General features: G+C 44.4%; 22 protein-coding genes, 1 tRNA gene and 1 other annotated feature. Of the genes, 12 read left to right on the forward strand and 11 right to left on the reverse strand.

What is annotated here, in order from left to right; all coding sequences use genetic code 11:
* Positions 1 to 6 precede the first annotated feature (6 nt).
* From CI597_RS18450 to thrS, 3 genes are all read left to right on the forward strand, one after another.
* Positions 7 to 258 carry a hypothetical protein gene (locus CI597_RS18450; protein WP_235824575.1) on the forward strand — a complete coding sequence of 84 codons (252 nt, stop codon included), beginning with the start codon at positions 7 to 9 and terminating at the stop codon, positions 256 to 258.
* Positions 259 to 276: 18 nt separating this feature from the next.
* Complete coding sequence (locus CI597_RS18455; protein ID WP_051405204.1) at positions 277 to 873, forward strand: putative ABC transporter permease; 597 nt, start codon at positions 277 to 279, stop codon at positions 871 to 873.
* 86 nt (positions 874 to 959) lie between these two features.
* Positions 960 to 1,168, forward strand: a binding site (T-box leader).
* Between the two features lie 136 nt (positions 1,169 to 1,304).
* Positions 1,305 to 3,239, forward strand: coding sequence for a threonine--tRNA ligase (gene thrS, locus CI597_RS07825; protein ID WP_024727532.1), 1,935 nt, complete (start codon positions 1,305 to 1,307; stop codon positions 3,237 to 3,239).
* A gap of 68 nt (positions 3,240 to 3,307) precedes the next feature.
* Here thrS and CI597_RS07830 read toward each other — a convergent pair.
* Positions 3,308 to 3,382: transfer RNA gene (locus tag CI597_RS07830), tRNA-Pro, on the reverse strand.
* A 117-nt stretch (positions 3,383 to 3,499) separates the two neighbouring features.
* Between CI597_RS07830 and CI597_RS07835 the strand changes: the two genes are divergently transcribed.
* The 5 genes from CI597_RS07835 to CI597_RS19175 all read left to right on the forward strand — a co-directional run bounded on the left by CI597_RS07835 (position 3,500) and on the right by CI597_RS19175 (position 7,818).
* Entirely contained in the window at positions 3,500 to 4,198 is a 699-nt protein-coding gene (locus CI597_RS07835; protein ID WP_024727531.1) for a response regulator transcription factor, read from the forward strand.
* The gene (locus CI597_RS07840) at positions 4,195 to 5,130 is read left to right on the forward strand and encodes a sensor histidine kinase (RefSeq protein ID WP_024727530.1); all 936 of its coding nucleotides are present in this window, start codon (positions 4,195 to 4,197) and stop codon (positions 5,128 to 5,130) included. The genes CI597_RS07835 and CI597_RS07840 overlap by 4 nt, the downstream gene beginning before the upstream one ends.
* A gap of 92 nt (positions 5,131 to 5,222) precedes the next feature.
* A complete protein-coding gene (locus tag CI597_RS07845; RefSeq protein WP_024727529.1) occupies positions 5,223 to 6,158 on the forward strand; it encodes an ABC transporter ATP-binding protein in 936 nt (311 codons plus the stop codon).
* Positions 6,151 to 6,861 (forward strand): ABC transporter permease, encoded by a 711-nt coding sequence (locus CI597_RS07850; RefSeq protein ID WP_024727528.1) that lies wholly within the window; start codon positions 6,151 to 6,153, stop codon positions 6,859 to 6,861. Before CI597_RS07845 ends, CI597_RS07850 begins: the two co-directional genes overlap by 8 nt.
* Before the next feature lie 255 nt (positions 6,862 to 7,116).
* Positions 7,117 to 7,818: a GNAT family N-acetyltransferase gene (locus CI597_RS19175; protein ID WP_330607087.1), complete on the forward strand. Its 702-nt coding sequence runs from the start codon at positions 7,117 to 7,119 to the stop codon at positions 7,816 to 7,818.
* Between the two features lie 207 nt (positions 7,819 to 8,025).
* On the opposite strand, the gene CI597_RS07865 is transcribed toward CI597_RS19175, so the two are convergent.
* The 8 genes from CI597_RS07865 to CI597_RS07900 all read right to left on the reverse strand — a co-directional run bounded on the left by CI597_RS07865 (position 8,026) and on the right by CI597_RS07900 (position 16,541).
* Entirely contained in the window at positions 8,026 to 8,760 is a 735-nt protein-coding gene (locus tag CI597_RS07865; RefSeq protein WP_024727527.1) for a tRNA lysidine(34) synthetase, read from the reverse strand.
* 338 nt (positions 8,761 to 9,098) lie between these two features.
* Positions 9,099 to 10,145, reverse strand: a complete 1,047-nt coding sequence (locus tag CI597_RS07870) for a helix-turn-helix domain-containing protein (protein ID WP_024727526.1) — start codon at positions 10,143 to 10,145, stop codon at positions 9,099 to 9,101.
* A 120-nt stretch (positions 10,146 to 10,265) separates the two neighbouring features.
* On the reverse strand, positions 10,266 to 10,406 hold the full coding sequence (locus CI597_RS07875; protein ID WP_095142907.1) for a FeoB-associated Cys-rich membrane protein: 141 nt from the start codon (positions 10,404 to 10,406) through the stop codon (positions 10,266 to 10,268).
* A 7-nt stretch (positions 10,407 to 10,413) separates the two neighbouring features.
* Positions 10,414 to 11,787: an MATE family efflux transporter gene (locus CI597_RS07880; RefSeq protein ID WP_024727525.1), complete on the reverse strand. Its 1,374-nt coding sequence runs from the start codon at positions 11,785 to 11,787 to the stop codon at positions 10,414 to 10,416.
* Between the two features lie 181 nt (positions 11,788 to 11,968).
* A complete protein-coding gene (locus tag CI597_RS07885) occupies positions 11,969 to 12,886 on the reverse strand; it encodes a SufB/SufD family protein (protein WP_024727524.1) in 918 nt (305 codons plus the stop codon).
* Positions 12,887 to 12,892: 6 nt separating this feature from the next.
* Positions 12,893 to 13,624, reverse strand: coding sequence for an ABC transporter ATP-binding protein (locus CI597_RS07890; protein ID WP_095142908.1), 732 nt, complete (start codon positions 13,622 to 13,624; stop codon positions 12,893 to 12,895).
* 56 nt (positions 13,625 to 13,680) lie between these two features.
* Complete coding sequence (locus CI597_RS07895; RefSeq protein ID WP_022279545.1) at positions 13,681 to 13,944, reverse strand: metal-sensing transcriptional repressor; 264 nt, start codon at positions 13,942 to 13,944, stop codon at positions 13,681 to 13,683.
* An 11-nt stretch (positions 13,945 to 13,955) separates the two neighbouring features.
* Complete coding sequence (locus tag CI597_RS07900) at positions 13,956 to 16,541, reverse strand: heavy metal translocating P-type ATPase (protein WP_235824577.1); 2,586 nt, start codon at positions 16,539 to 16,541, stop codon at positions 13,956 to 13,958.
* Positions 16,542 to 16,948: 407 nt separating this feature from the next.
* Here CI597_RS07900 and CI597_RS07910 point away from each other — a divergent pair, with 407 nt between their 5' ends.
* Positions 16,949 to 17,167: a heavy-metal-associated domain-containing protein gene (locus CI597_RS07910; protein WP_024727521.1), complete on the forward strand. Its 219-nt coding sequence runs from the start codon at positions 16,949 to 16,951 to the stop codon at positions 17,165 to 17,167.
* Between the two features lie 286 nt (positions 17,168 to 17,453).
* Positions 17,454 to 19,322, forward strand: a complete 1,869-nt coding sequence (locus CI597_RS07915; protein WP_024727520.1) for a heavy metal translocating P-type ATPase — start codon at positions 17,454 to 17,456, stop codon at positions 19,320 to 19,322.
* A gap of 109 nt (positions 19,323 to 19,431) precedes the next feature.
* Here the strand turns inward: CI597_RS07915 and CI597_RS07920 are convergent, their stop codons facing one another.
* The gene (locus CI597_RS07920) at positions 19,432 to 19,797 is read right to left on the reverse strand and encodes an ArsR/SmtB family transcription factor (protein ID WP_024727519.1); all 366 of its coding nucleotides are present in this window, start codon (positions 19,795 to 19,797) and stop codon (positions 19,432 to 19,434) included.
* An 83-nt stretch (positions 19,798 to 19,880) separates the two neighbouring features.
* On the opposite strand from CI597_RS07920, the gene CI597_RS07925 reads away from it, so the two are divergent.
* A complete protein-coding gene (locus CI597_RS07925; RefSeq protein WP_024727518.1) occupies positions 19,881 to 20,198 on the forward strand; it encodes an ArsR/SmtB family transcription factor in 318 nt (105 codons plus the stop codon).
* A gap of 48 nt (positions 20,199 to 20,246) precedes the next feature.
* On the opposite strand, the gene CI597_RS07930 is transcribed toward CI597_RS07925, so the two are convergent.
* Positions 20,247 to 20,765, reverse strand: coding sequence for a nitroreductase family protein (locus tag CI597_RS07930; RefSeq protein ID WP_024727517.1), 519 nt, complete (start codon positions 20,763 to 20,765; stop codon positions 20,247 to 20,249).
* 149 nt (positions 20,766 to 20,914) lie between these two features.
* Here CI597_RS07930 and CI597_RS07935 point away from each other — a divergent pair, with 149 nt between their 5' ends.
* On the forward strand, positions 20,915 to 21,265 hold the full coding sequence (locus tag CI597_RS07935; RefSeq protein ID WP_024727516.1) for a winged helix-turn-helix transcriptional regulator: 351 nt from the start codon (positions 20,915 to 20,917) through the stop codon (positions 21,263 to 21,265).
* Positions 21,266 to 21,480 lie beyond the last annotated feature (215 nt).

Below are 21,480 nucleotides of genomic sequence, written 5' to 3' on the forward strand. Positions count from 1 at the left end.
GAACTTGTGACGCTTGGATTGAGTGCAGTTTTTTACTCCAATGCCTACCGGACGGCGGCTTTTTGTGAATACTATACATACTTAAGAAATAAAGCAAAGGAAAAAGGAATCCCTAATTTAGAGCTACTCAATGACAAATATTTGTTTGAGAAAGCAGACGAACAAGCAATTCAATCTGCATATGGAGATGTACTCCAGATTATAGAAGCAGCTAGTCAATTTAAGGACCGCCGCACAAAGCTCAGCAGGTTTTTTTAAGACTATCTTGGCATCGTATTGATCAACACAGAGGCCGAAAAAGAATATGAACGATACCAGACAGAGCAGCTTCACATCCAGGCCATGAAAAATGCGGCGGACAAAGATTCTTATCCCACTAGGCTGAGTATGATGCCGGAAAGCAAAAAACGCCGCAGAATTGAGACTCTGCATTATATGCGCCGTTATACCTTATGGTCATTGACGCTGCTTTTCTTTATCTTGTCCTTTCTGGGCTGGATTTGGGAAGTGAGCCTGCATTTAATCGCCAGCGGTGTTTTTACCAACAGGGGAATCCTTCACGGTCCCTGGATTCCCATCTACGGAGCCGGCGGAATCTTGATCCTGACACTGTTAAATAAACTGAGACAAAAACCGATCCTGGAATTTATCAGTATCGTGGCTGTCTGCGGATGTGTGGAATATTTTACTTCTGTCTTTCTGGAAACGATGCATCACGGGCAAAGATGGTGGGATTACAGCGGATACTTTCTGAATATCCACGGCAGGGTCTGCGCGGAAGGCCTGCTTGTTTTCGGTATTGGCGGGCTGGCCATTGTATACGTCCTGGCGCCGTTTCTTGACAATATGATACAGAGACTTCAGCCGAATTAGAGATAAGTTTGTTTCTGGCATCTAAATTTTTTGCTATGAAAAAGGATTGATTTCACAAATTAACAGTGTTATAATATGTGGGAAATAAAAAAGCGTTGAAGAGAAGAGTAATCTGTGAAAGTCTTCCAGAGAGAGATGCATTTGGTGAGAGCATCTTAAGTACTAAAACAGATGAAGACCACCTCCGAGCGGCTGCAAACCAGCCCGGCCGACACCGTTATCGTCAACGAAGTGGTCTGCTTTACGATATGAAGCAGGCAACCAAGGGTGGAACCGCGTGAATAACGTCCCATGGATTTTTCCATGGGGCTTTTTTTATTCCATAGGAATGTTCTCCCTATGGAATAAAAAAGCCCTCCGGGCATGATGCACACGATGTGCCAAGGAAGGCTGCTTTGTTCTTAATTACAATACAAGAAAGGAAAAATACTATGAAGATTACATTAAAAGATGGATCTGTTAAAGAGTACGGCCAGAGCATGTCTGTCATTGATATCGCAAAGGATATCAGTGAAGGACTTGCAAGAGTTGCTTGTGCAGGGGAGATCAACGGGGAAGTCGTGGATTTAAGGACTATTGTAGAGGATGACTGCGAGCTGAGTATCCTTACCTTTGACTCGGAAGGGGGAAGACACGCTTTCCGCCATACTGCATCCCATATTTTAGCCCAGGCTGTAAAACGCCTGTACCCGGAGACAAAGCTTGCCATCGGGCCGTCTATCGACAATGGATTTTACTATGACATGGAGAAGGATACTCCATTTACACAGGATGATCTGGAGAAGATTGAAGCAGAAATGAAAAAGATTGTAAAAGAAAATTTGGAGATCACTTGTTTTACGAAACCAAGAGAAGAAGCAATCGCATTTATGAAGGAACGCAACGAGCCGTATAAGGTAGAACTCATCGAGGATCTTCCTGAGGATTCCGTTATCAGTTTCTATCAGCAGGGTGAATTCATTGACCTGTGTGCAGGACCTCATCTGATGACAACAAAGCCTGTGAAAGCGTTTAAGCTCACAAGCATCGCCGGAGCCTACTGGCGCGGTAATGAAAAGAATCAGATGCTCACCCGTATCTATGGAACTGCATTTGCAAAAAAAGCAGATCTGAAAGATTACCTGACCATGATGGAGGAAGCGAAAAAACGTGACCACAGAAAGCTTGGAAAAGAACTCGGACTCTTTATGATGAGAGATGAAGGGCCGGGATTCCCATTCTTTTTACCAAATGGTATGGTGCTTAAGAATACTTTGCTGGACTACTGGAGAGAAATCCATAACAAAGCAGGATATGTAGAGATCTCCAGCCCGATCATGCTGAGCAGGCACCTGTGGGAGACATCCGGACACTGGGATCACTACCAGGAAAATATGTATACAACGGTCATCGATGAAGAAGACTTTGCCATCAAACCTATGAACTGCCCAGGCGGCGTTTTAGTATACCAGTCAGAGCCACGCTCTTACCGTGACCTGCCGCTTCGCATGGGAGAACTGGGATTGGTACACCGCCACGAAAAATCCGGACAGCTTCACGGACTAATGCGTGTCCGCTGTTTTACACAGGATGATGCCCATATTTTTATGATGCCTGAGCAGATCAAAGATGAGATCAAAGGTGTCGCAGCGCTGATCGACCAGGTTTACAGCCTGTTTGGATTCAAATACCATGTGGAATTGTCCACCCGGCCGGAAGACAGCATGGGAAGTGATGAAGACTGGGAGATGGCTACAGATTCTTTGAGGAGCGCACTGGACGATCTTGGACTTGACTATGTAGTCAATGAAGGGGATGGAGCATTCTACGGACCGAAGATTGATTTCCATCTGGAAGATTCCATCGGAAGAACATGGCAGTGCGGAACCATTCAGTTAGACTTCCAGCTTCCTCTGCGGTTTGACCTCCATTACACTGGAGCAGACGGAGAGAAGCACCGTCCGATCATGATCCACAGGGTTGCTTTTGGTTCCATCGAACGGTTTATCGGTATCCTGATCGAACACTTCGCAGGAGCATTTCCGACCTGGCTGGCACCAGTGCAGGTGAAGGTCATTCCGATCTCTGACAAGCATTTAGACTATGGAAACAAAGTGCTGGATGCGTTAAAAGAAGCCGGCATCCGCGCTGAGATTGACACCAGGGCTGAAAAGATGGGTTATAAGATCCGGGAGGCACAGCTTCATAAGATCCCATATATGCTAGTTGTGGGAGGAAAAGAAGAAGAAAACCAGGCCGTTTCCGTGAGAAGCCGATTTAAGGGAGATGAGGGGCAGATGTCCTTAGATGAATTCCTTTCTGCGGTCAAAAAGGAAATTGAGACAAAAGAAATCCGCCAGGTAGAAAAAGAAGACGAAGAGAAATAAATGAAAACATCCCGAATACGTTCATTGCCGTATTCGGGATGTTCTTTAATTACTGAGTAAATGATAAATCGGGGTAACAGGATTCGAACCTGCGACCTCACGGCCCCCAGCCGTGCGCTCTAACCAAACTGAGCCATACCCCGCTAGAGATATTTTATCGAATAATATCGAAGAGTGCAAGCATTATTTAAATATACTCAAATTCTTTCTTATGATAAAATAAATACAATAGATACAAAGCAGAAAGGAACCAGGATATTGTGAAACTATTATTGATCGAAGATGATATGGAAATCAGCGAGATGCTGGAAGATTTTTTGAGCAGAGAAGCATTTGAAGTGGAAACAGCTTTTGACGGTGAGATGGCCTGTCAGAAGTTTTTTGAAGGTTCTTATGATCTGGTGCTGCTGGATCTGATGATCCCGAAACTAAGCGGGATGGAAGTCATGAAAAAAATCAGGGAGGATAGTGTTGTTCCGATCATCATTCTATCAGCAAAGGATACGGAACTTGATAAGTCACTGGGACTTCTTTTAGGTGCAGATGATTATATTACCAAACCCTTTTCTGTGACAGAGGTATTAGCAAGAATTAAGGCAAACATACGCAGGACAACCCAGTATTTAACCTTTGCAGAGCAGCCTGAATCTTTGCAGCTTCTGAAAGCCGGAGAACTCACCATGAATCTGGATGATTACACGGTTTCTAAAAATGGAAAGAAACTGGATTTAACTGCAAAAGAATTTGAAATTCTTAAGCTTCTTATGGGGAATCCCAAAAAAGTATATACCAAGGAACAGATTTATTCTGCTGTATGGAAAGATTACTACATGGGAGATGAAAATGCAGTGAACGTCCACATCAGCAGACTGAGGAATAAAATAGAAAATAATGCCCGGAAACCCAAGTATATCATAACGGTTTGGGGAATTGGTTATAAGCTGGGGGAAAATCTATGACAATGCCCATCCTTTACATATTGGTAGTATTAACTCTGCTTTTCGCTGTTTTCTTTACAGCAGAGTACTTTCGATATAAAAACCAGACGAAAAATATTGCAGAGCTTACTAGACAGCTCGACAGGATTTTAACGGAGGATACAGACGAAAAAGTAATGTCCTTTACCGGTTCGGCAGAGATTGCAGATTTAATCTGCCAGATGAACCGCCTGCTGGAGGACCGTCAAAAGGTAAAAGCTGATTATAAAAAAGCTGAGATTGCCTCCAAAAAAATGCTCTCGAATGTATCTCATGATATTAAAACTCCGCTGACCGTTATCCTTGGATATCTTGAAATTATGTCAGATCAGCCGGGGGAAAATAAAACAGAATTAAAGAAGATTCAGAGAAAAGCCACCCAGTTGATGGAATTGATCAATGAATTTTTCATATTGTCAAAAATAGAGGCCGGTGATACGGATCTTACCATGTCAAAACTTTCGATCAATGAGATCTTAAGACAGAACGTTGTGGATTTCTATAATATCCTCACAGCAAAAGATTTTGATGTGGAAATTGATATTCCCGAAAAAGATGTGTTTGTATATGGAAATGAAGATGCCATAAGCCGCATCTTATTTAATTTGATCACAAATGTCATCCGCTATGGATCAGATGGAAGCTATCTTGGGGTCAGACTGAGAGAAGAAGAATCTACAGTTTTTATTGAAGTGATGGACAAAGGGAAAGGAATAACCAAAGAAAATTTGTCCCATGTGTTTGACAGATTGTACACGCTGGACGATTCCAGAAACAAAAACATGGGCGGCAACGGACTTGGCCTTACAATCGCAAAAACACTTGCAGTGAGGATGGGCGGGGACCTTTCTTTACAGAGCATTCCATACGAAAAAACTACATTTACGCTGCAATTAAACAAATTTAATTATTAAAACTTCCTCCGAAAGAAATTCGTAAGATTTATTCAACAGTTCTGAAAATCCAAAGCTGTATGATAAATGAAAAAGGAAGGGAGAACCATATTATGAAAGATGTATTGAAAACATCTCATCTTACCAAGACCGTTGACGGAAAAGAAATTCTTTCAGATCTGAATATGTCGGTGCACAAAGGTGAGATTTACGGATTCCTGGGACCAAACGGTGCAGGAAAGACAACAACCATGAAGCTTGTCACAAATCTTTGGAAGCCAACCTCAGGAGAGATCGAACTGTTTGGGGATAAACTTGGCCCCTCATCCCATGATCTTTTAAAACGGATGGGGAGTATGATCGAGTTTCCTGTGTTTTATGAGGAACTAAGCGGAGAAGAAAATTTGAAGCTGCACTGCGAATATATGGGATACTACAGTCCTGACTGTGTGGGCAGTGCACTTGACATGCTGGATCTCACAGGTGCAGCCAGACAACATGTGAAAAGCTATTCTCTGGGCATGAAACAGCGTCTTGGGATTGCCAGGGCAGTTCTTGCCAAACCGGAACTACTGATTCTCGATGAGCCATATAACGGGCTGGATCCTGCAGGGATGAAGAAGATCAGGGATCTTTTAAAAACCTTGTGCGACGAATATGGCATTACAATCCTTATATCCAGTCACCTTTTATCAGAAGTGGAAAATCTGGCGGATACTATCGGAATTATACATCACGGCCATATGCTCAATGAACTGTCTATGCAGGAGATTTCCGAGGGAAGCCTTGCATATATCGAACTTGTGACCTCTGATGTGAAGCACACCTCATATATCCTGGAGGAGAAACTCTCGGTTTCTGATTTTAAAGTAATGGATGAAGGTGAAATTCGGATCTATGACAGTTCTATTTCCACTGGCACTTTGTCCAGAGTGCTCTCACAAAACAACGTGAAAATAGATGCCTTGAAAAGAAAAAATGATTCACTGGAAGATTATTTTTTGAAACTTACAGCACAATCAGAAGGGGAGGGAAAGTCCTATGTTTAAATTAATAAAGTTAGAATGGCAGAAGCATAAAATCAGCAAATATATTGCTGGTGCTGCAATCTTAATCGCAGTATTAGCAATATTTAATTTTGCTATGGCATTTCTGGGGATCGCCGATGATTCCGCAACAGGAGTCCCGGATATGGCTTTGAAGCACATGGGGATCTCCACAAATGTAGAACTATTGACAGATATCTCATTTTTAATCTTTGCCGCTGTCATGCATGCTACATTTATTATATCTGAATATAAAAATAAAACTATGGAACTGATGTTTACTTATCCGGTAAGCCGGAAAAAAATCATGCTCTCAAAAATCGCAGCTGTCTGGATCTTTAGTTTTGTATCTTTGGCCGCTGCCAAATTGATATGTTACGCTGTTGTCCAGCTTGGTATGAATTTTTATCAAAATTCCTCCTTCCCGATGGATGTATCGCTTACCGATCCAATGTTTTATCTGACAACGCTTTTAAAATCTGCTTCCACAATCTGTATTAGTTTTATCGCACTTTTTATCGGGATGACAGCTAAATCCTCAAAGGCAGCCATTGTCTCCTCTTTTTTACTGATTGTTCTTATGCAGGGAAACATCGGCGGAGCCTCTCTGAGGGAGAATATATTTATACCGTCTATTCTCACTGTTATTTCATTGCTGTTTGCCGGGATATGTGTTCGGATGGCAGAGAAGAAGGACATTACATGATCATATAATTGATAGAATCCCGGAGATTGAATTTCTCTGGGATTTTATCATATTAAGAACTTATTCAATTTTTCCATCTAAAAAAGCATTTAAAATATTTTGTGGAGCATCATAATAGAAGCTGCTGTTATAATCATCAATTTTATCACTGACAAACTCTATATTATGTCAAAATAGAATCAGAAGAATGCAGAAGATCCAGCTGTGTGTTAAAATGAAAAAAGAACATAGGACAGAATCATTACAGGAGGAAATATGGGTGAATTGAGAAATATCCCCGGCGTGGGAAAGAAAACAGAAGAGGATCTTCAAATGCTCGGATATACTACCATACAGTCATTAAAAGGGGCAGACCCGGAAGAATTGTATGAAAGGGAATGCCTGATGAAAGGCTGCCATATCGACCGATGTCAGCTTTATGTATATCGCTGTGCGGTATATTATGCCTCCACAGATGTACATGAACCGGAAAAACTAAAATGGTGGAATTGGAAAGACCAGGAAAGAGAGGACCCAATGGAAATTAAACTTGTAGAATACAACGATATAAACACATGCATTGAATTTGTAGAAATCGTCAAAGAAGACTTTGCAGGATATGAAAAAGAAGGATTTAAAAAAGCTCTGGAGACCTGTATCAAACACAGAGAGGCCATATCGGCCATGAACGAAGCCGGGAATATCATTGGTTTATTGCTTTATTCAAAGGCAGACTGTGAGCTTGAGTTCCTTGCGGTACATCCTGAAGCCAGACAAAAAGGAACGGCAAGATCCATGATCGAGAAAATGAAATCTAACTTCAGAACAGGCGATCAGATCCAGGTGGTGACATTTGCATCCGGTGATCCCAAGGGAATCCCTGCAAGAAAATGTTATCATAAATGCGGATTCAAAGATGATGAATTACTCACCGTGTTTGATTATCCGTGCCAGAAAATGATCCTGACAGTACAATGATCTGCAGGATTCCTCTCCATCTATAATTTAAATTAGTATTTTGCGTATAGATATAGAGATCGCAATTTTTCTCTTCTGATGGTTTTTGCACCTTCTGCTTTCATAAATATTGAACCAAAGGAGCCATCTAACGATAGTTTTTTACCACTATTTCCGTCGCACTTTAGAATGCGCTCCTACAATATACAATAGTGGTAAAAACTCATGTTATCTTTTTCGTTCCTGTCTTTCAGGCCATCCTTCAAGATTTCCATGAATCATAGCCCGAAACATATGATCTTTAGATCCCGGATGGTCTTCATCTAGCTTTTTTAAAGTCTCTTTTGCATACTGCCTCTTTGTGTAGCCGTCCATCGGACAGGGACTCTTTTCCACCGGAAGATTCATCTTATTCTTAAATCCGATTACATCTGCTTCATCCATGTACATCAAAGGCCGAATTACTTTAAGATCCATACGGTCCAGATACGTCATCGGTGAAAAACAGTGAAGCCGTCCTTCAAAGAGCATAGACATCAAAAAGGTCTCCACCAGATCATCCTTGTGGTGGGCATAAGCTACTTTATTGCATCCCAGTTCTTTTATCTTTTCGTTCAGTGCACCCTTTCTCATCTTGGCACAAAGAGAACACGGATTGGTTTCCTTCCTACGCTCAAAAACTACATCTGCGATTTCGGTTTTTACAACCGTATATGGAACTTTCAGTTCTTCACACAGTTTTTCTACTTGAGATATGTCAAAGTTTCCGAATCCAAGATCCACAGTGATTCCGTGGATTTCAAACTTGTTTGGGTAAAAAATGCGTAAATGTGCAAGGGCATAGAGCATGGTCAGACTGTCCTTGCCGCCGGAAATGCCGACCGCAATTTTGTCCCCTTCCTGTATCATTTGATAATCGTCCACGGCTCTGCGGACGTAGCTTAATACTTGCTGTAACTTCATAATCGTTTTCCTCAGTTTATTCATAAATTTTCGATTTTTAGTATAACATATTAAATTCCGAAGCGCTACTGTCGCCGTGGTAAACGAAAAGCACTTTTCAAAATGGAGTACGCTGTCAGATGAACAGAAGCAACTCCTTGCTCGGCTTAATGAATACGATGTAAAAAGCGCACTGATTTTTCCTTTACACTCAACCTTCGATAAAAATAATGCCCCGGAGTAATTTCTCACGTTACTCCAGGACATCTCCATATTCCATAGCCTCATACCATTTTTGTGTCCTGCCTCTCAATACAAGGCATCCACGATCTGAATTTACGGTTCACTTTTCAAACAAATCAGATACTGCTGTTCTGCTTTCGATATTCGGCTGGTGCCATTTTCAAAATATCCCTAAAAGCAGTCGCAAACTTACTCTGGTTTTCGTATCCCACCCGATTTGCAACCTCTGCTATGGTGTACTGTGTTTGTCGTAGAAGAACAGCAGCCTGTTTCATCCGATACTCTTTCATATACGCACCAATTGGTTGTCCGTAAATTCCTCTAAACGTATCTTTTAATGTTGCTGTATTGATGAGATACTCTTTAGAAAGCTCCTCAATCGTAGGACGCACCTGCAGATTGGAGATTAACTTCTTATGAATTACTCTCACAACTTCTACCTGCGGGGAAGTATACTGCTCCCGCTGCTTTTCTTTCGATACGTCTACCATACACAGGAATAAGAGAAGTTCCTGGACCTTTATCTTAAAATAGGGTTTCTGCAGGCAGTCCGGTACAGAATAAAGTTCCGAAAAGATATGTTCAATTTCATCCTTTGCCCGCATAACAAAACAATTCCCATCCGCACAGAATTTTTCCTTAAAATCTAAAATGTCAATACCGCTCTCAGAAAGGATTTCCGGTGGATGTTCTGCTACAAATTTCAGGTCAATTACCACAGAGATTCCACGATAATGCTTTAAGGGAAAGCTCATCTCCGGGGAACAGTTATCCATTGCATGAATCGAAAGATCCCCTTCACCAAGATACAGGCAGGAACCACTTAAAAGTGTACTTCCTTCCCGCCCCTCACGACAGTGATTGATCTCTAATATATCCTTATCCAGATTTTCCTTCCAGTCACAGCTTGCAGCTTCAAAGTCATTATAAATGAGCTGTATGCCAGGATAAACCTGATAAACTGTCATCAGCCCCAGGCCATCTGTACAGTCCATCTTATAAACCGTACAATATCCATCATTATCTTTTGGAATAACCGCGGATAACCCTTTTGCGTTTGTAATAGGGTTTTCGCTCATAACATCCCTTTCTACAATTCCACTATTCTTTGTTTGCTCTGCCAGAATCTCTCTGGCATCTCTTATTATATAAATTATTCTTATTTCGTACCGCTCCAATCAGAATGATTTACAATCCATTTAGCATTATATTATAACCCTTCCAATAGTGCAAACAGAGAAAACGGGCTGAAGCTCTCTAAAAGAGTATCAGCCCGAGGTCAATTATTTACTGCAATATTCATTCCCTACATAACCGGAGCAGCTGCCGCTACAGCAGGAACCGTTCTTGCGGTCTATGTAGATTTTCTGAACAGCCCATATCGCATAACCTGCCACGCCTAAAACAATGATTCCGGTAACAATTCAGCCCTTACCGCTTTGCTTTCGCTGTAGCCGGCATCCTACGAAACTCAGAAAGCATCATGCTGATCGTAATCACTACAAGGATTGCATCCGTCAGGGCAATCGCCAGCCATACGCCTAAGATACCCATGCCGCCAACCATCGGCAGGATCACGCAGAGCGGAATAAACAGAATGATCTGACGGAACAGTACCAGCCAGGTCGCTTTGTTTGCTTTTCCCAAAGACTGGAACAGCGTCACAGCAATCAGGAAACTTGCCTGCAGGATATAGGTACTGAACATAATTCGGAAATTAGTCGCACCAGAAGCTGTTATACCCGGCGTTGTAATGAACATCGAAAGTACCTTATCCGGGAACAGCTCCACCGGGATATAAAATACCAGAGACAATACTGTAGCTGCGATCACGAATACTTTCGTCAATGTTTTTACCCGGTCATATTCTTTTGCTCCATAGTTCGTGCCAGCGGCAGGCTGGAAGCCCTGGCTGATACCCCACAGTGGTACAAAGGAAAAGTTCCAGAACCGCAGTGCCGCACCCAAAAGAATCTGGGAAGTCTCCCCTCCGTAATTGGATGCCACACGATAAATCACCGTCTGCTGTACCAGAGTCAGAATCTGCATCAAAAGTGCGGATACGCCAACAGAAAGAACCTGTGGAAGCAGCCCTCCATCAATACGAATGCGCCCGATTTTTACGTTTGGACTTTTCTTTTTGAAATACCAGAGGGTAACGGCGGCCTGAATAAACTGTGACAAAATGGTCGCATAAGCTGCCGCTTCTATTCCCATGCCATAAGGTTTCAAAATCGTGATAAAGATCGGATCAAGGATCATGTTCAAAATGGCTCCGCCGGCAATAATACTCATCGCCTTTTTCAGCTGTCCTTCTCCACGGATGACCATGTTCGCACTCTGGAAGAAGTTTACGAACAGTGATCCGGCAAATACGATACGCAGATACTTCTCTGCGTAATTTAAAATGTTGTCACTGGCTCCGGCCAGAGTCAAAAGCTGGCGGGTAAACACCATACCCACTACTGTATAAATGACGGACAGTAAGAGAACCATTGCAACCAGGTTTCCCATAATCTTTTTCATGGTTCCCTCATCCTTCTTTCCTATCGCACGGGAAAATACCGATGCGGAACCTACACCTAACATAGCGGCAGAACCCGCATTAATCAGTGTGAATGGATAAGAGACAGATACTGCTCCCATCTGGGCTGCTCCTACCATCTGACCTACAAAGATGGAATCCATCATGTTATATAGTCCAACGACCACCATACCGAGAACCGCAGGAATACTGAGTTCTATCATAAGCGGCCAGGGACTTTTCGATAAAAGTTTTGTTCTTGTATCAAGTGCTTGTTTCATCACTCTATTCCTCCTGGTCCATGTTTATTAGCAATATCTAACCAACCATATTAAGTATATAAAATCAGGGTTTCCTTGTACGCTCCATCAAGCAGAAGTTGCGCTCCATACGGTAATAATTTTTCCTACCCGGTATAAGGAACCACAAACAACGGTGGCTCATCCCTCCGCTGATTATTACTTATTTCAGGAAACCGCTAATAATCTGTTCTTCTGCCTGCTGTTCTGTCAGTCCGAGGGACATCAGTTTTACAATCTGCTCCCCGGCAATCTTACCAATCGCAGCTTCATGGATCAATGCCGCATCTGTACAGTTTGCAGCAATCTCCGGCACTGCCCGGACACTGGCCTCATCCATAATGATAGCATCGCACTCCGTATGACCGCTGCACGGGGCATTGCCATTGACACGGGATATGAAAAGCTGTTTTGAATGTTCCTTTGCTACGGAACGGGAAATGATATGGGTTCCTGCCCCCTCCCCGTTTAGGGCTACTTCAAAGGTACTTTTTGCGCTCTGGCAGCCGTGTGTCAGTAACCGTTCCGTGACCACAAGTGTTGCTCCGGCATCAAGATCGGCAGTGGTAAGCCTCTCCGTTGAGTCCACTCCCTTAATCTGCACCGTTTCCATTTCCATGTATCCGTTTTCTGCAATATGCACGATAGTCTGAGGATTCATGATCCGTTTCCCCATACCGTCTCCGCTGCCATAATGTTTCTCAATATATCTCACTCTTGCACCTGGAGCAAGAAAGAATCTGTGAATGCCATCATGCTGACTGGCTTTTGTGCCTCCGTTATGGATTCCACAGCCCGCTATAATCGTCACATCGGCATTCTCTCCAATGTAAAAGTTATTATATACGGCTTCGGATAGTCCCGACTGGCTGATGATGACTGGTATATGTACGCTTTCGCCCCTGACTTCCGGCTTTACTCTAATATCAATACCCGAACCATCTTCTTTAGATAAGATATCAATGTGTTCCGTAGTTCTACGCTCCACACTCTTTCCATTAGAACGGATATTGAAAGCCCCCGTCGGAATTTCATGCAGACCAGCCACAGCCTCCAACAACTTCTTTTGTATCAGATCCATTTCTTATCACTTCCTTTCCTGATAGAATCGGCAGCCACCCACATCGGAGCTGTTCAAAAGTTCCGGCAGCACCTCGTCACGTTCTCCCTGGCGCACGATCCGGCCATCGACTACTACCAGAACCACATCGGCAATGTTCAAAATGCGCTCCTGATGGGAGATGATCAGAATAGAGCCGTGCAGCTTACATTTCATATTCTCAAAAACTTGTACCAGATTTTGAAAACTCCACAGGTCAATCCCTGCCTCTGGTTCATCAAAAATAGACAACGGGGCTGACCTTGCCAGACTGGTTGCAATTTCGATCCGCTTCAGCTCGCCTCCTGACAAGCTGCCATTTACCTCCCGGTGGATATAATCCCTGGCACACAGGCCAACTTCGGAGAGGTACTCACACGCTTGCGAAACGGTCAAATCGTGGCCGACCGATATTCGTATCAGATCAAGCACGGTAATACCTTTGAAGCGGACCGGCTGCTGAAAAGCAAAGCTGATCCCTTTCTGCGCCCTCTCAGTAATTTCCATATGTGTGATGTCCTCACCATTTAACAAAATTTGTCCGGATGTAGGCTGTTCGATTCCGGCAATCATCTTTGCCAGGGTGGACTTTCCGCCACCATTAGGGCCGGTTACCGCTATAAAGCAGTCGTCTGGCAGTAATAAATTGATTTGTTGTAAAATCTCTTTTGAACCGGAATCCCCGGAAACCTCAAAAGAGATATTTTTCAGTTCCAGCATATTTCCTCCATAGAAAGGGCGGTACAGCCTAATTGTGAATTGCACCGCCCTGAAAATCATTGATTCATTTTCTCCAAAAGCTGAAGCGCTTCCTCCAGCTTTGGATTTTCAACATCCGTCTGCAGGGCCTCCCTGACACAGTTTCTGATATGAGCCTGTAAAATCTGTTGATTGGCACTTCGCAGTAAAGCCTGTGTTGCCTGGAGCTGATTGGATATATCCACACAATACCGATCAGATTCAATCATCTGCAGGATACCGTCAATCTGCCCTCTGGCAATCTTCAGTTTATGGGTAATGTCGCTCTTTTTTGCTTTCATAGGCAGCCCGCTCACTGAATGCTTACAACCTGATAACCCGCATCTTCAACAGCGGCTTTCAGTACATCATCCGGTACATCCTGGCTCATCTGTACCTGGGCGGACTTGCTCTCCAGATGAACTGCCACATCTTTGATGCCATGGATTTCCCGCAATGCCTTATCTACGTGCTTTACACAGTTCATACAAACCATACCTTCAATATTCAATACTTTTTCCATTTGGATCGCTCCTTTGCTTTCACTTTTTATTGTTGTCCGTTCATACACGCGGTCCTCATTTGGTTCCGCATGGGATGTGTGTTTTGCTTTAAACCATCTAAGCCTCAGCGCATTTGATACTACAAACACGGAACTGAAACTCATGGCAAATGCCCCGATCATTGGATTCAATTTCAAATCAAACGGCAGAAAGAACAGCCCTGCCGCCACTGGAATACCGATGATATTATAAATAAACGCCCAGAACAGGTTTTGCTTAATATTACGGATGACTGCCTTACTGAGCTGGATCGCCGTTGACACATCCAGCAGGTCACTTTTCATCAGAACAATGTCCGCTGACTCAATCGCCACATCCGTTCCGGCTCCGATGGCAATGCCTACATCTGCCCTGGCAAGCGCCGGGGCATCGTTAATTCCATCGCCTACCATCGCCACTTTTTTACCGCTATCCTGCAAACGCCGGATTTCCTTTTCCTTATCCTGTGGAAATACCTCGGCTACTACACGGTCCACGCCAACCTGACGCCGGATCGCTTCTGCTGTTTTCGCATTATCTCCGGTCAGCATGACCACCTCAATGCCCATCGCAGACAATTCCTGTACTGCCTGACGGCTGGTAGGCTTTACCACATCAGCTACGGCAATCACACCAATGAGTTGCCCGCCACGGGCAAAGAACAGCGGTGTTTTACCGTCAACTGCCATAGATTCCCCAAGCTGCAGGAGTGCTCCGCCCGAAATGCCATTTGCCTGGAGTAACCTCCGGTTTCCGGCATAGCAGATATCGTTTCCGATCTTTCCTACAATACCCTGGCCGGGAATCTGTTTAAAATCACTTACCTGAAGGAAAGAAATCCTTTCTTTTTCTGCTTCTGCCACAATTGCGTCTGCCAATGGATGTTCGGACAGTTTTTCCAGGGAAGCCGCTATCTGCAGCAGTTCCTTCTGACCTACACCGTCTCCACATAATAAGTTTGTGACTACCGGAGTTCCCTGTGTGATCGTTCCGGTCTTGTCAAGAACTACCGTATCAATACCATGTGCTGTTTCAAGAGCTTCCGCAGACTTAATCAGGATGCCGTTTGTTGCACCCTTTCCGGTTCCGACCATGATTGCGGTAGGTGTGGCAAGCCCCAACGCACAGGGGCAGGAAATCACTAAGATGGAAATACCAATGGAAAGGGCAAATTCAAACCCGTAACCCAACAACAGCCATACGACAACGGCAATCAATGCAATGCTGATTACCACTGGTACAAACACACCGCTGACTTTATCGGCCATCTTTGCAATCGGCGCTTTAGAGCTGGTCGCTTCATCCACCAGACGGACAATCTGTGACAATGTGGTATCGTCACCCACTTTGGTCGCCTGCATCTTAAAATAGCCGGACTTATTTATGGTTGCCCCAATGACCTTATCTCCGATATGCTTCTCTACCGGAATACTTTCACCTGTCAAGGCAGACTCATCCACAGAAGAAAATCCTTCAATGACAATTCCATCTACTGGTACAGACTCTCCCGCTTTCACGATCAGCGTTTCCCCGGCCTGCACTTTCTCCACCGGAACGGTAAACTCCTGTCCATCACGTTCTACGGTTGCAGTCTTGGGGGCCAGGTTCATCAGCTTGGTAATCGCATCTGAGGTTTTCCCTTTTGCACGGGCTTCCAGAGTTTTCCCTAAAGTAATCAGCGTCAGGATCATGCCTGCGGATTCAAAGTACAGATCCATCATAAAACTATGGACGGTAACCATATCCCCATATCCGAACCCGATGCCTATTTTATAAATGGCATAAATCCCGTAAACAATCGCCGCACCGGAGCCTATGGCAATCAGGGAGTCCATGTTGGGAGAACCGTGAAACAGCGTCTTAAATCCCATCCGGTAATATTTCGAATTGACAAATACCACCGGGATCAGAAGCAGAAACTGTGTAAAAGCAAAGCTCATGGCATTTTCCATTCCTAAAAGGAAGCCTGGAAGCGGCCAGCCCATCATGTGTCCCATTGATATGTAAAACAGCGGTATAGTAAAAATGGCAGACAGCAGGAGCCGCTGTTTCATCTGCTTATATTCTGCCTGTGCCGTACTGGTTTCCGGATTTTGAGTCCGGCCTGCGGCACTGCTTTTGTTCTGGACCTTTGCAGCCGTTTTGGGGAATGCCCCATATCCGGCTTTTTCAACAGCCTGGACAATCCCTGCTGTATCCAGAACAGATTCATCATAAGAAGCAACCATGCTGTTCTTTAACAGATTGACGGACACTTCTTTGATGCCGGGCAGTTTTCCCACACTCTTTTCAATCCTGGCCGAGCAGGCCGAGCAGGTCATACCCGTAATGTCAAATTGCTCCTTTTGCAATTTCATCCCTTCTTTCTTTTTATTTTTATCAGGGACACTCCTGTGTCCCTGCTGCAGCGTGCATATCAGCTTTGCTGATAATGTGCACCTATGCACGCCTGCAATCTGCCGGAGGCATATGTCAGTGTCCACTGACATATACTACCCGTCCCCCGTAGGGAACACAATCATTATAAACACGCCTTCCTGGTTTTGTACGCTCCATAAAGGAGCATTTTTGATCCAAAAAGCAATTCCTTTTTTGCAGAAAATCCAATCAGCAGGTTTTCCAATCCAAAGGGCAGAACTGCTCCCAAAACCGTTGACTTTGTGCCTTTTCGTGAATATACTGACGGCATGAACGATTAAACATTCTTTTAATTGTTCAGCCATGTCAAACCAACCAAATAACTATAGAAAGGGGATATCATCCTATGAAGAAAACAATCAAATTAATCGACCTTGACTGCGGACACTGCGCAGCAAAGATCGAAAGTGCCGTGAAAAAGATTGACGGTGTTACGAATGTATCCGTGAACTTTTTGAACCAGAAGATGGTACTGGAGGCACCGGATGACAAGTTCGCCTCCATCCTGACCGAAGCAAAGGCACTGATCAAGAAAATCGAGCCGGATGTAACTGTCAAGGTGTGATGAAAAGCTGGACACCGGCTGCCGTTTCCTGGTAGCCGGTGTTTTTTATTTCATAGGAAAGTTCTACGACCTTCCCTATGAAATAAAAACGCTCCGCGGGTTGTGCACAGATGCGTAAGGAAATTATTTGCCTGCGGCAAATTGCATCAGGCACGCAAAGTTGTCAAGCCCCTCAAAGAGTGAGGGAGGGGTTGGGGCGTTGAAGTGGGCTTGCCCACTTTGTTCCATTAAGACACAGGGAAAGTACAATTACCGCTTTCCCTGCCATGAAAGGAGAATAGAAATTATGACACGAAAACAAAAGCATCTGCTTACACGCATCATTGTGGCGGCAGTGCTGTTCTTTGCAGGGAGCTTCTTACAGCTTCCTGAATACGTAGAAATGGGTGTATTCCTTGTCTGCTACGCTGTTGTTGGATGGGATATTGTATGGAAAGCGATCACAAACATCCTCCACGGGCAGGTATTTGATGAAAACTTTCTGATGACGATAGCCACCGTTGGCGCATTAATTTTAGGGGAACATTCCGAAGGTGTTGCCGTTATGCTGTTTTATCAGGTAGGCGAATGGTTCCAGTCTTATGCGGTTTCCAAATCCCGCAAATCCATCGCAGGCCTGATGGATATCCGCCCGGACTATGCCAACGTAGAACGGGACGGAAAACTGGTGCAGGTTGATCCAGATGAAGTGCAGATCGGAGATGTCATCGTAGTAAAGCCGGGAGAACGCATCCCTTTGGACGGAACAATCCTCAAAGGTTCCTCTGCACTGGATACTTCTGCCCTTACCGGGGAATCCATGCCCCGTGAAGTAGAGCCGGGAATGGAAGTCATCAGCGGATGTATCAACCAGACTGGTATTTTGACCATCCAGACCACAAAGGAATTTGGAGAGTCTACGGTTGCAAAAATCCTTGATCTGGTGGAAAACGCAAGCGACAAAAAAGGCCGGACAGAAAACTTTATCACACGCTTTGCCCGATACTACACCCCTGCTGTGGTATTCGCAGCCCTCGCACTTGCCATCCTGCCACCACTGATCACCGGGCAGTCATTTGGAACCTGGATTTACCGTGCTTTGACCTTCCTGGTTATCTCCTGTCCCTGTGCGCTCGTCATCTCCATCCCGCTTAGTTTCTTTGGAGGTATCGGCGGTGCGTCCAGGATCGGTGTTCTTGTAAAGGGCAGCAACTATTTGGAATCACTTGCTCATACGGAAATGGTAGTCTTTGATAAAACAGGTACTCTGACCAAAGGTTCCTTTGCCGTCAGTGAGGTCAATCCAAAAGGTATGAAAGACACACAGCTTCTGGAACTGGCCGCATATGCGGAGGATTATTCTAATCACCCAATCTCGCTCTCGATCAAGAAAGCCTATGGCAGAAAAATTGACAGCGGCCGCATCACAGAGGTTCAGGAAAGCGCAGGCCATGGCGTGCGGGCTGTCATTGACGGTAAAGCAGTTCTGGCCGGAAACGCCAAGCTGATGGTAAAGGAACGTATCCAATACACCCCTTCTACTGCTGTCGGCACCGTTGTTTATCTGGCCTGTGACGGAAAATATGCCGGATGTATTGTCATAGAAGATGAGATCAAAGCAGATGCTCCAGCAGCAATCAAACGTCTGAAATCCGCCGGAATCCACAAAACAGTCATGCTGACCGGAGATGCAGATGCCGTTGGAAAAAAGGTAGCAAACCGTCTTGAATTAGATCAGGCATACACTGAACTGCTCCCTGCCGATAAGGTTGACCGTGTAGAAGAACTGCTGAAACAAAAAAGTGAAAAAGGAAAACTTGTCTTTGTCGGGGACGGCATCAACGATGCTCCCGTACTGGCACGGGCCGATGTAGGTATCGCTATGGGCGGTCTGGGTTCCGATGCAGCCATTGAAGCTGCTGACGTTGTATTGATGACGGATGAACCATCCAAAATCGCTTCTGTGATGAAGATTGCCAGAAAGACGATCCGTATCGCAAATCAGAACATCGTATTTGCCTTGGGTGTGAAATTCCTGGTACTCATCTTAGGTGCTTTGGGATACGCCAATATGTGGGCGGCCGTATTTGCCGATGTCGGTGTCTCCGTCATTGCCATCCTAAACGCAATCCGTGCCATGCGGGTAAAGCGGCTGGATGTGCCTTCCCAGATCTAAAAAGATTTGAGAACCGAAATGCGCCGCACTTCACCTAACATGAAAGCGGCGCATTTCCCTTATTCGTCCTGTAATCATGACATCATGGTATACCCGGAGGGTATTTCCTCTATTGATTTGTCGGGCAGGATATTTCAAATAACGCATCAATAGAACGATGCAATAATTTAGCCTGTTGTGTGTCTGACAAGGAGTAATACACTTCTTTTCCTTCCCTGCGGCTGGATATGATCCCACTTTTTTTCAGTATCCGCAAATGGTGCGATACTGCGGGAGCACTCATATCCACAGCCGCCGCAATGTTACAGACACATTCTTCACAGTGACAGAGCAGCCACAAAATCCGCAGACGTGTCGGATCATCAAGCTGCTGAAATAAAAATGCTATATTAGTAAAGCCTTTCACAGAAGGCATCTTGTCTAATACCCGTTCAATATTCTGTCCGTGGTTGTGAGGTAGATTATAATGTGACATCAAAAATGATCTCCTTCCTGGAACTATCATAGCTATTTAAATTTTATCTGTCAAACAGCTTACACATAGATTGGAGAAATTACATGAATACAACGGAACATACAACTTTTATGGTTCCAAAACCAGAGGAATTGCAGCAGCTATCTGAACTTTATAAAGCAATGGGTGATTATACCCGTATGCGGATACTGTGGCGTCTGATGGAGAAAGAATACTGTGTCAGTGATCTGGCAAAGGAAATGCAGGCCACAAAATCAGCCATCTCCCATCAGCTTCGTGCGCTGCGGATTGTACGCCTGGTCTACTCCCGCAAGGTTGGTAAAAACGTATTTTATTCCTTGCAGGACGAACACATCGGCTGGATACTGGAAGAAACCTACGCACATATTTCAGAGCGATAAAAGCACAGCCCCTGTGCTTGTTTTACAGGGGCTGTGCCAAGTATTCATTTACAGATTTTCATAGGAAACCAACTGGCTCATCGGAATACGCTGTGTATCAAAACGATTCGTATCTGCCGGATCATCATCAGAATAACCAATTACCAGAATGTTGACCGGTTCCAGACTATCCGGAAGGTTAAATTCCTCGCGCAGTACATCCGGCTTGAAGTAACAAACCCATACGGTTCCAAGACCTAACTCTGTGGCCTGCAGCATCATGTGGTCAGTCAGGATGGATGCGTCAATGTCACCACTTTGTTTCTGATCGAATGGACGTACCCATGCCTTGTTATGATCTGCACAAACAATGATCGCCAACGGTGCATTATAGATACCAACGGCCTTACTGACCTTCGCCAGACCCTCCTCACTCTGAACAGCAATCAGATGAACCGGCTGAAGGTTAGCGGCTGTCGGAGCCACATGAGCTGCTTCCAGAATCTGCTCCAACTTTTCCGGCTCCACTTTCTGATTTTTGTAGCTGCGTACAGAATGACGCTGTTTTGCAATATTGATAAAATCCATAATAATTACCCCTTTCTGTGTATCATGTATTCGGTATGTCAAACCAACCATGAATTTATTGTAGCATGAAATGTAATATCCACAAGAATGCACTTTTTTGATAGGTACTTTCAAAAAAGGTAGCACCCTTGCAGAAAAGGAGACGCAACATGAACTGTAAACAAACTCAATTTAACTGCCCGGTTGAAGCCGCACTGTCTTTAATCAGCGGCAAATACAAACCTTTAATCCTCTGGCACCTGATAGACCAGTCTCTCCACTACATGGAACTGCAGCGGCTCATCCCAAAGGCAACCCCCAAAATGCTCTCCGGTCAGCTCCATGATTTAGAGAATTGCGGAATGGTTCATCGAGAGGTCATCCCGGAGAAACCACCAAAAACGATCTACTCCCTTACCGAATTTGGTCGCAGTGTTATTCCGATATTGGACGCTTTATGCCAGTGGGGGAAAGGCTATCTGGATGGACTGGATGTGCAGTCTCCGTGCTGCAAAGGATAAAAGAAAGAGCCGGGTATAGCTGATAAACATTGGCTTTTAAATACTTCTTCAATCACTTTTATTCCATAAGTATCAAGTTCCACTTCATCTGAAACTGGCAAATAATGATAACTTGTACCTTCATCTCGTACAGCACTAGTTGGGATAATCAGATGTGCATCATCAATAGTTCGATCCAATACCCCACATTCACCACATACAAAAGTTTTTTTCTA

Source organism: Anaerostipes hominis (ex Lee et al. 2021), assembly GCF_002270485.1.
GTDB classification, from domain to species: domain Bacteria; phylum Bacillota; class Clostridia; order Lachnospirales; family Lachnospiraceae; genus Anaerostipes; species Anaerostipes hominis.

Bases quoted from the DNA above. Each gene is read 5' to 3' on its own strand.
- CI597_RS07900 (WP_235824577.1), bottom strand. From the start codon at position 16,541: ATGAAATTGCAAAAGGAGCAATTTGACATTACGGGTATGACCTGCTCG.
- CI597_RS07930 (WP_024727517.1), bottom strand. From the start codon at position 20,765: ATGGATTTTATCAATATTGCAAAACAGCGTCATTCTGTACGCAGCTAC.
- CI597_RS07865 (WP_024727527.1), bottom strand. From the start codon at position 8,760: ATGAAGTTACAGCAAGTATTAAGCTACGTCCGCAGAGCCGTGGACGAT.
- CI597_RS07880 (WP_024727525.1), bottom strand. From the start codon at position 11,787: ATGAAACAAGCACTTGATACAAGAACAAAACTTTTATCGAAAAGTCCC.
- thrS (WP_024727532.1), top strand. From the start codon at position 1,305: ATGAAGATTACATTAAAAGATGGATCTGTTAAAGAGTACGGCCAGAGC.
- CI597_RS07895 (WP_022279545.1), bottom strand. From the start codon at position 13,944: ATGAAAGCAAAAAAGAGCGACATTACCCATAAACTGAAGATTGCCAGA.
- CI597_RS07920 (WP_024727519.1), bottom strand. From the start codon at position 19,797: ATGTCACATTATAATCTACCTCACAACCACGGACAGAATATTGAACGG.
- CI597_RS07915 (WP_024727520.1), top strand. From the start codon at position 17,454: ATGACACGAAAACAAAAGCATCTGCTTACACGCATCATTGTGGCGGCA.
- CI597_RS19175 (WP_330607087.1), top strand. From the start codon at position 7,117: ATGGGTGAATTGAGAAATATCCCCGGCGTGGGAAAGAAAACAGAAGAG.
- CI597_RS07890 (WP_095142908.1), bottom strand. From the start codon at position 13,624: ATGCTGGAACTGAAAAATATCTCTTTTGAGGTTTCCGGGGATTCCGGT.
- CI597_RS07850 (WP_024727528.1), top strand. From the start codon at position 6,151: ATGTTTAAATTAATAAAGTTAGAATGGCAGAAGCATAAAATCAGCAAA.
- CI597_RS07840 (WP_024727530.1), top strand. From the start codon at position 4,195: ATGACAATGCCCATCCTTTACATATTGGTAGTATTAACTCTGCTTTTC.
- CI597_RS07845 (WP_024727529.1), top strand. From the start codon at position 5,223: ATGAAAGATGTATTGAAAACATCTCATCTTACCAAGACCGTTGACGGA.
- CI597_RS07925 (WP_024727518.1), top strand. From the start codon at position 19,881: ATGAATACAACGGAACATACAACTTTTATGGTTCCAAAACCAGAGGAA.
- CI597_RS07935 (WP_024727516.1), top strand. From the start codon at position 20,915: ATGAACTGTAAACAAACTCAATTTAACTGCCCGGTTGAAGCCGCACTG.
- CI597_RS07885 (WP_024727524.1), bottom strand. From the start codon at position 12,886: ATGGATCTGATACAAAAGAAGTTGTTGGAGGCTGTGGCTGGTCTGCAT.
- CI597_RS07910 (WP_024727521.1), top strand. From the start codon at position 16,949: ATGAAGAAAACAATCAAATTAATCGACCTTGACTGCGGACACTGCGCA.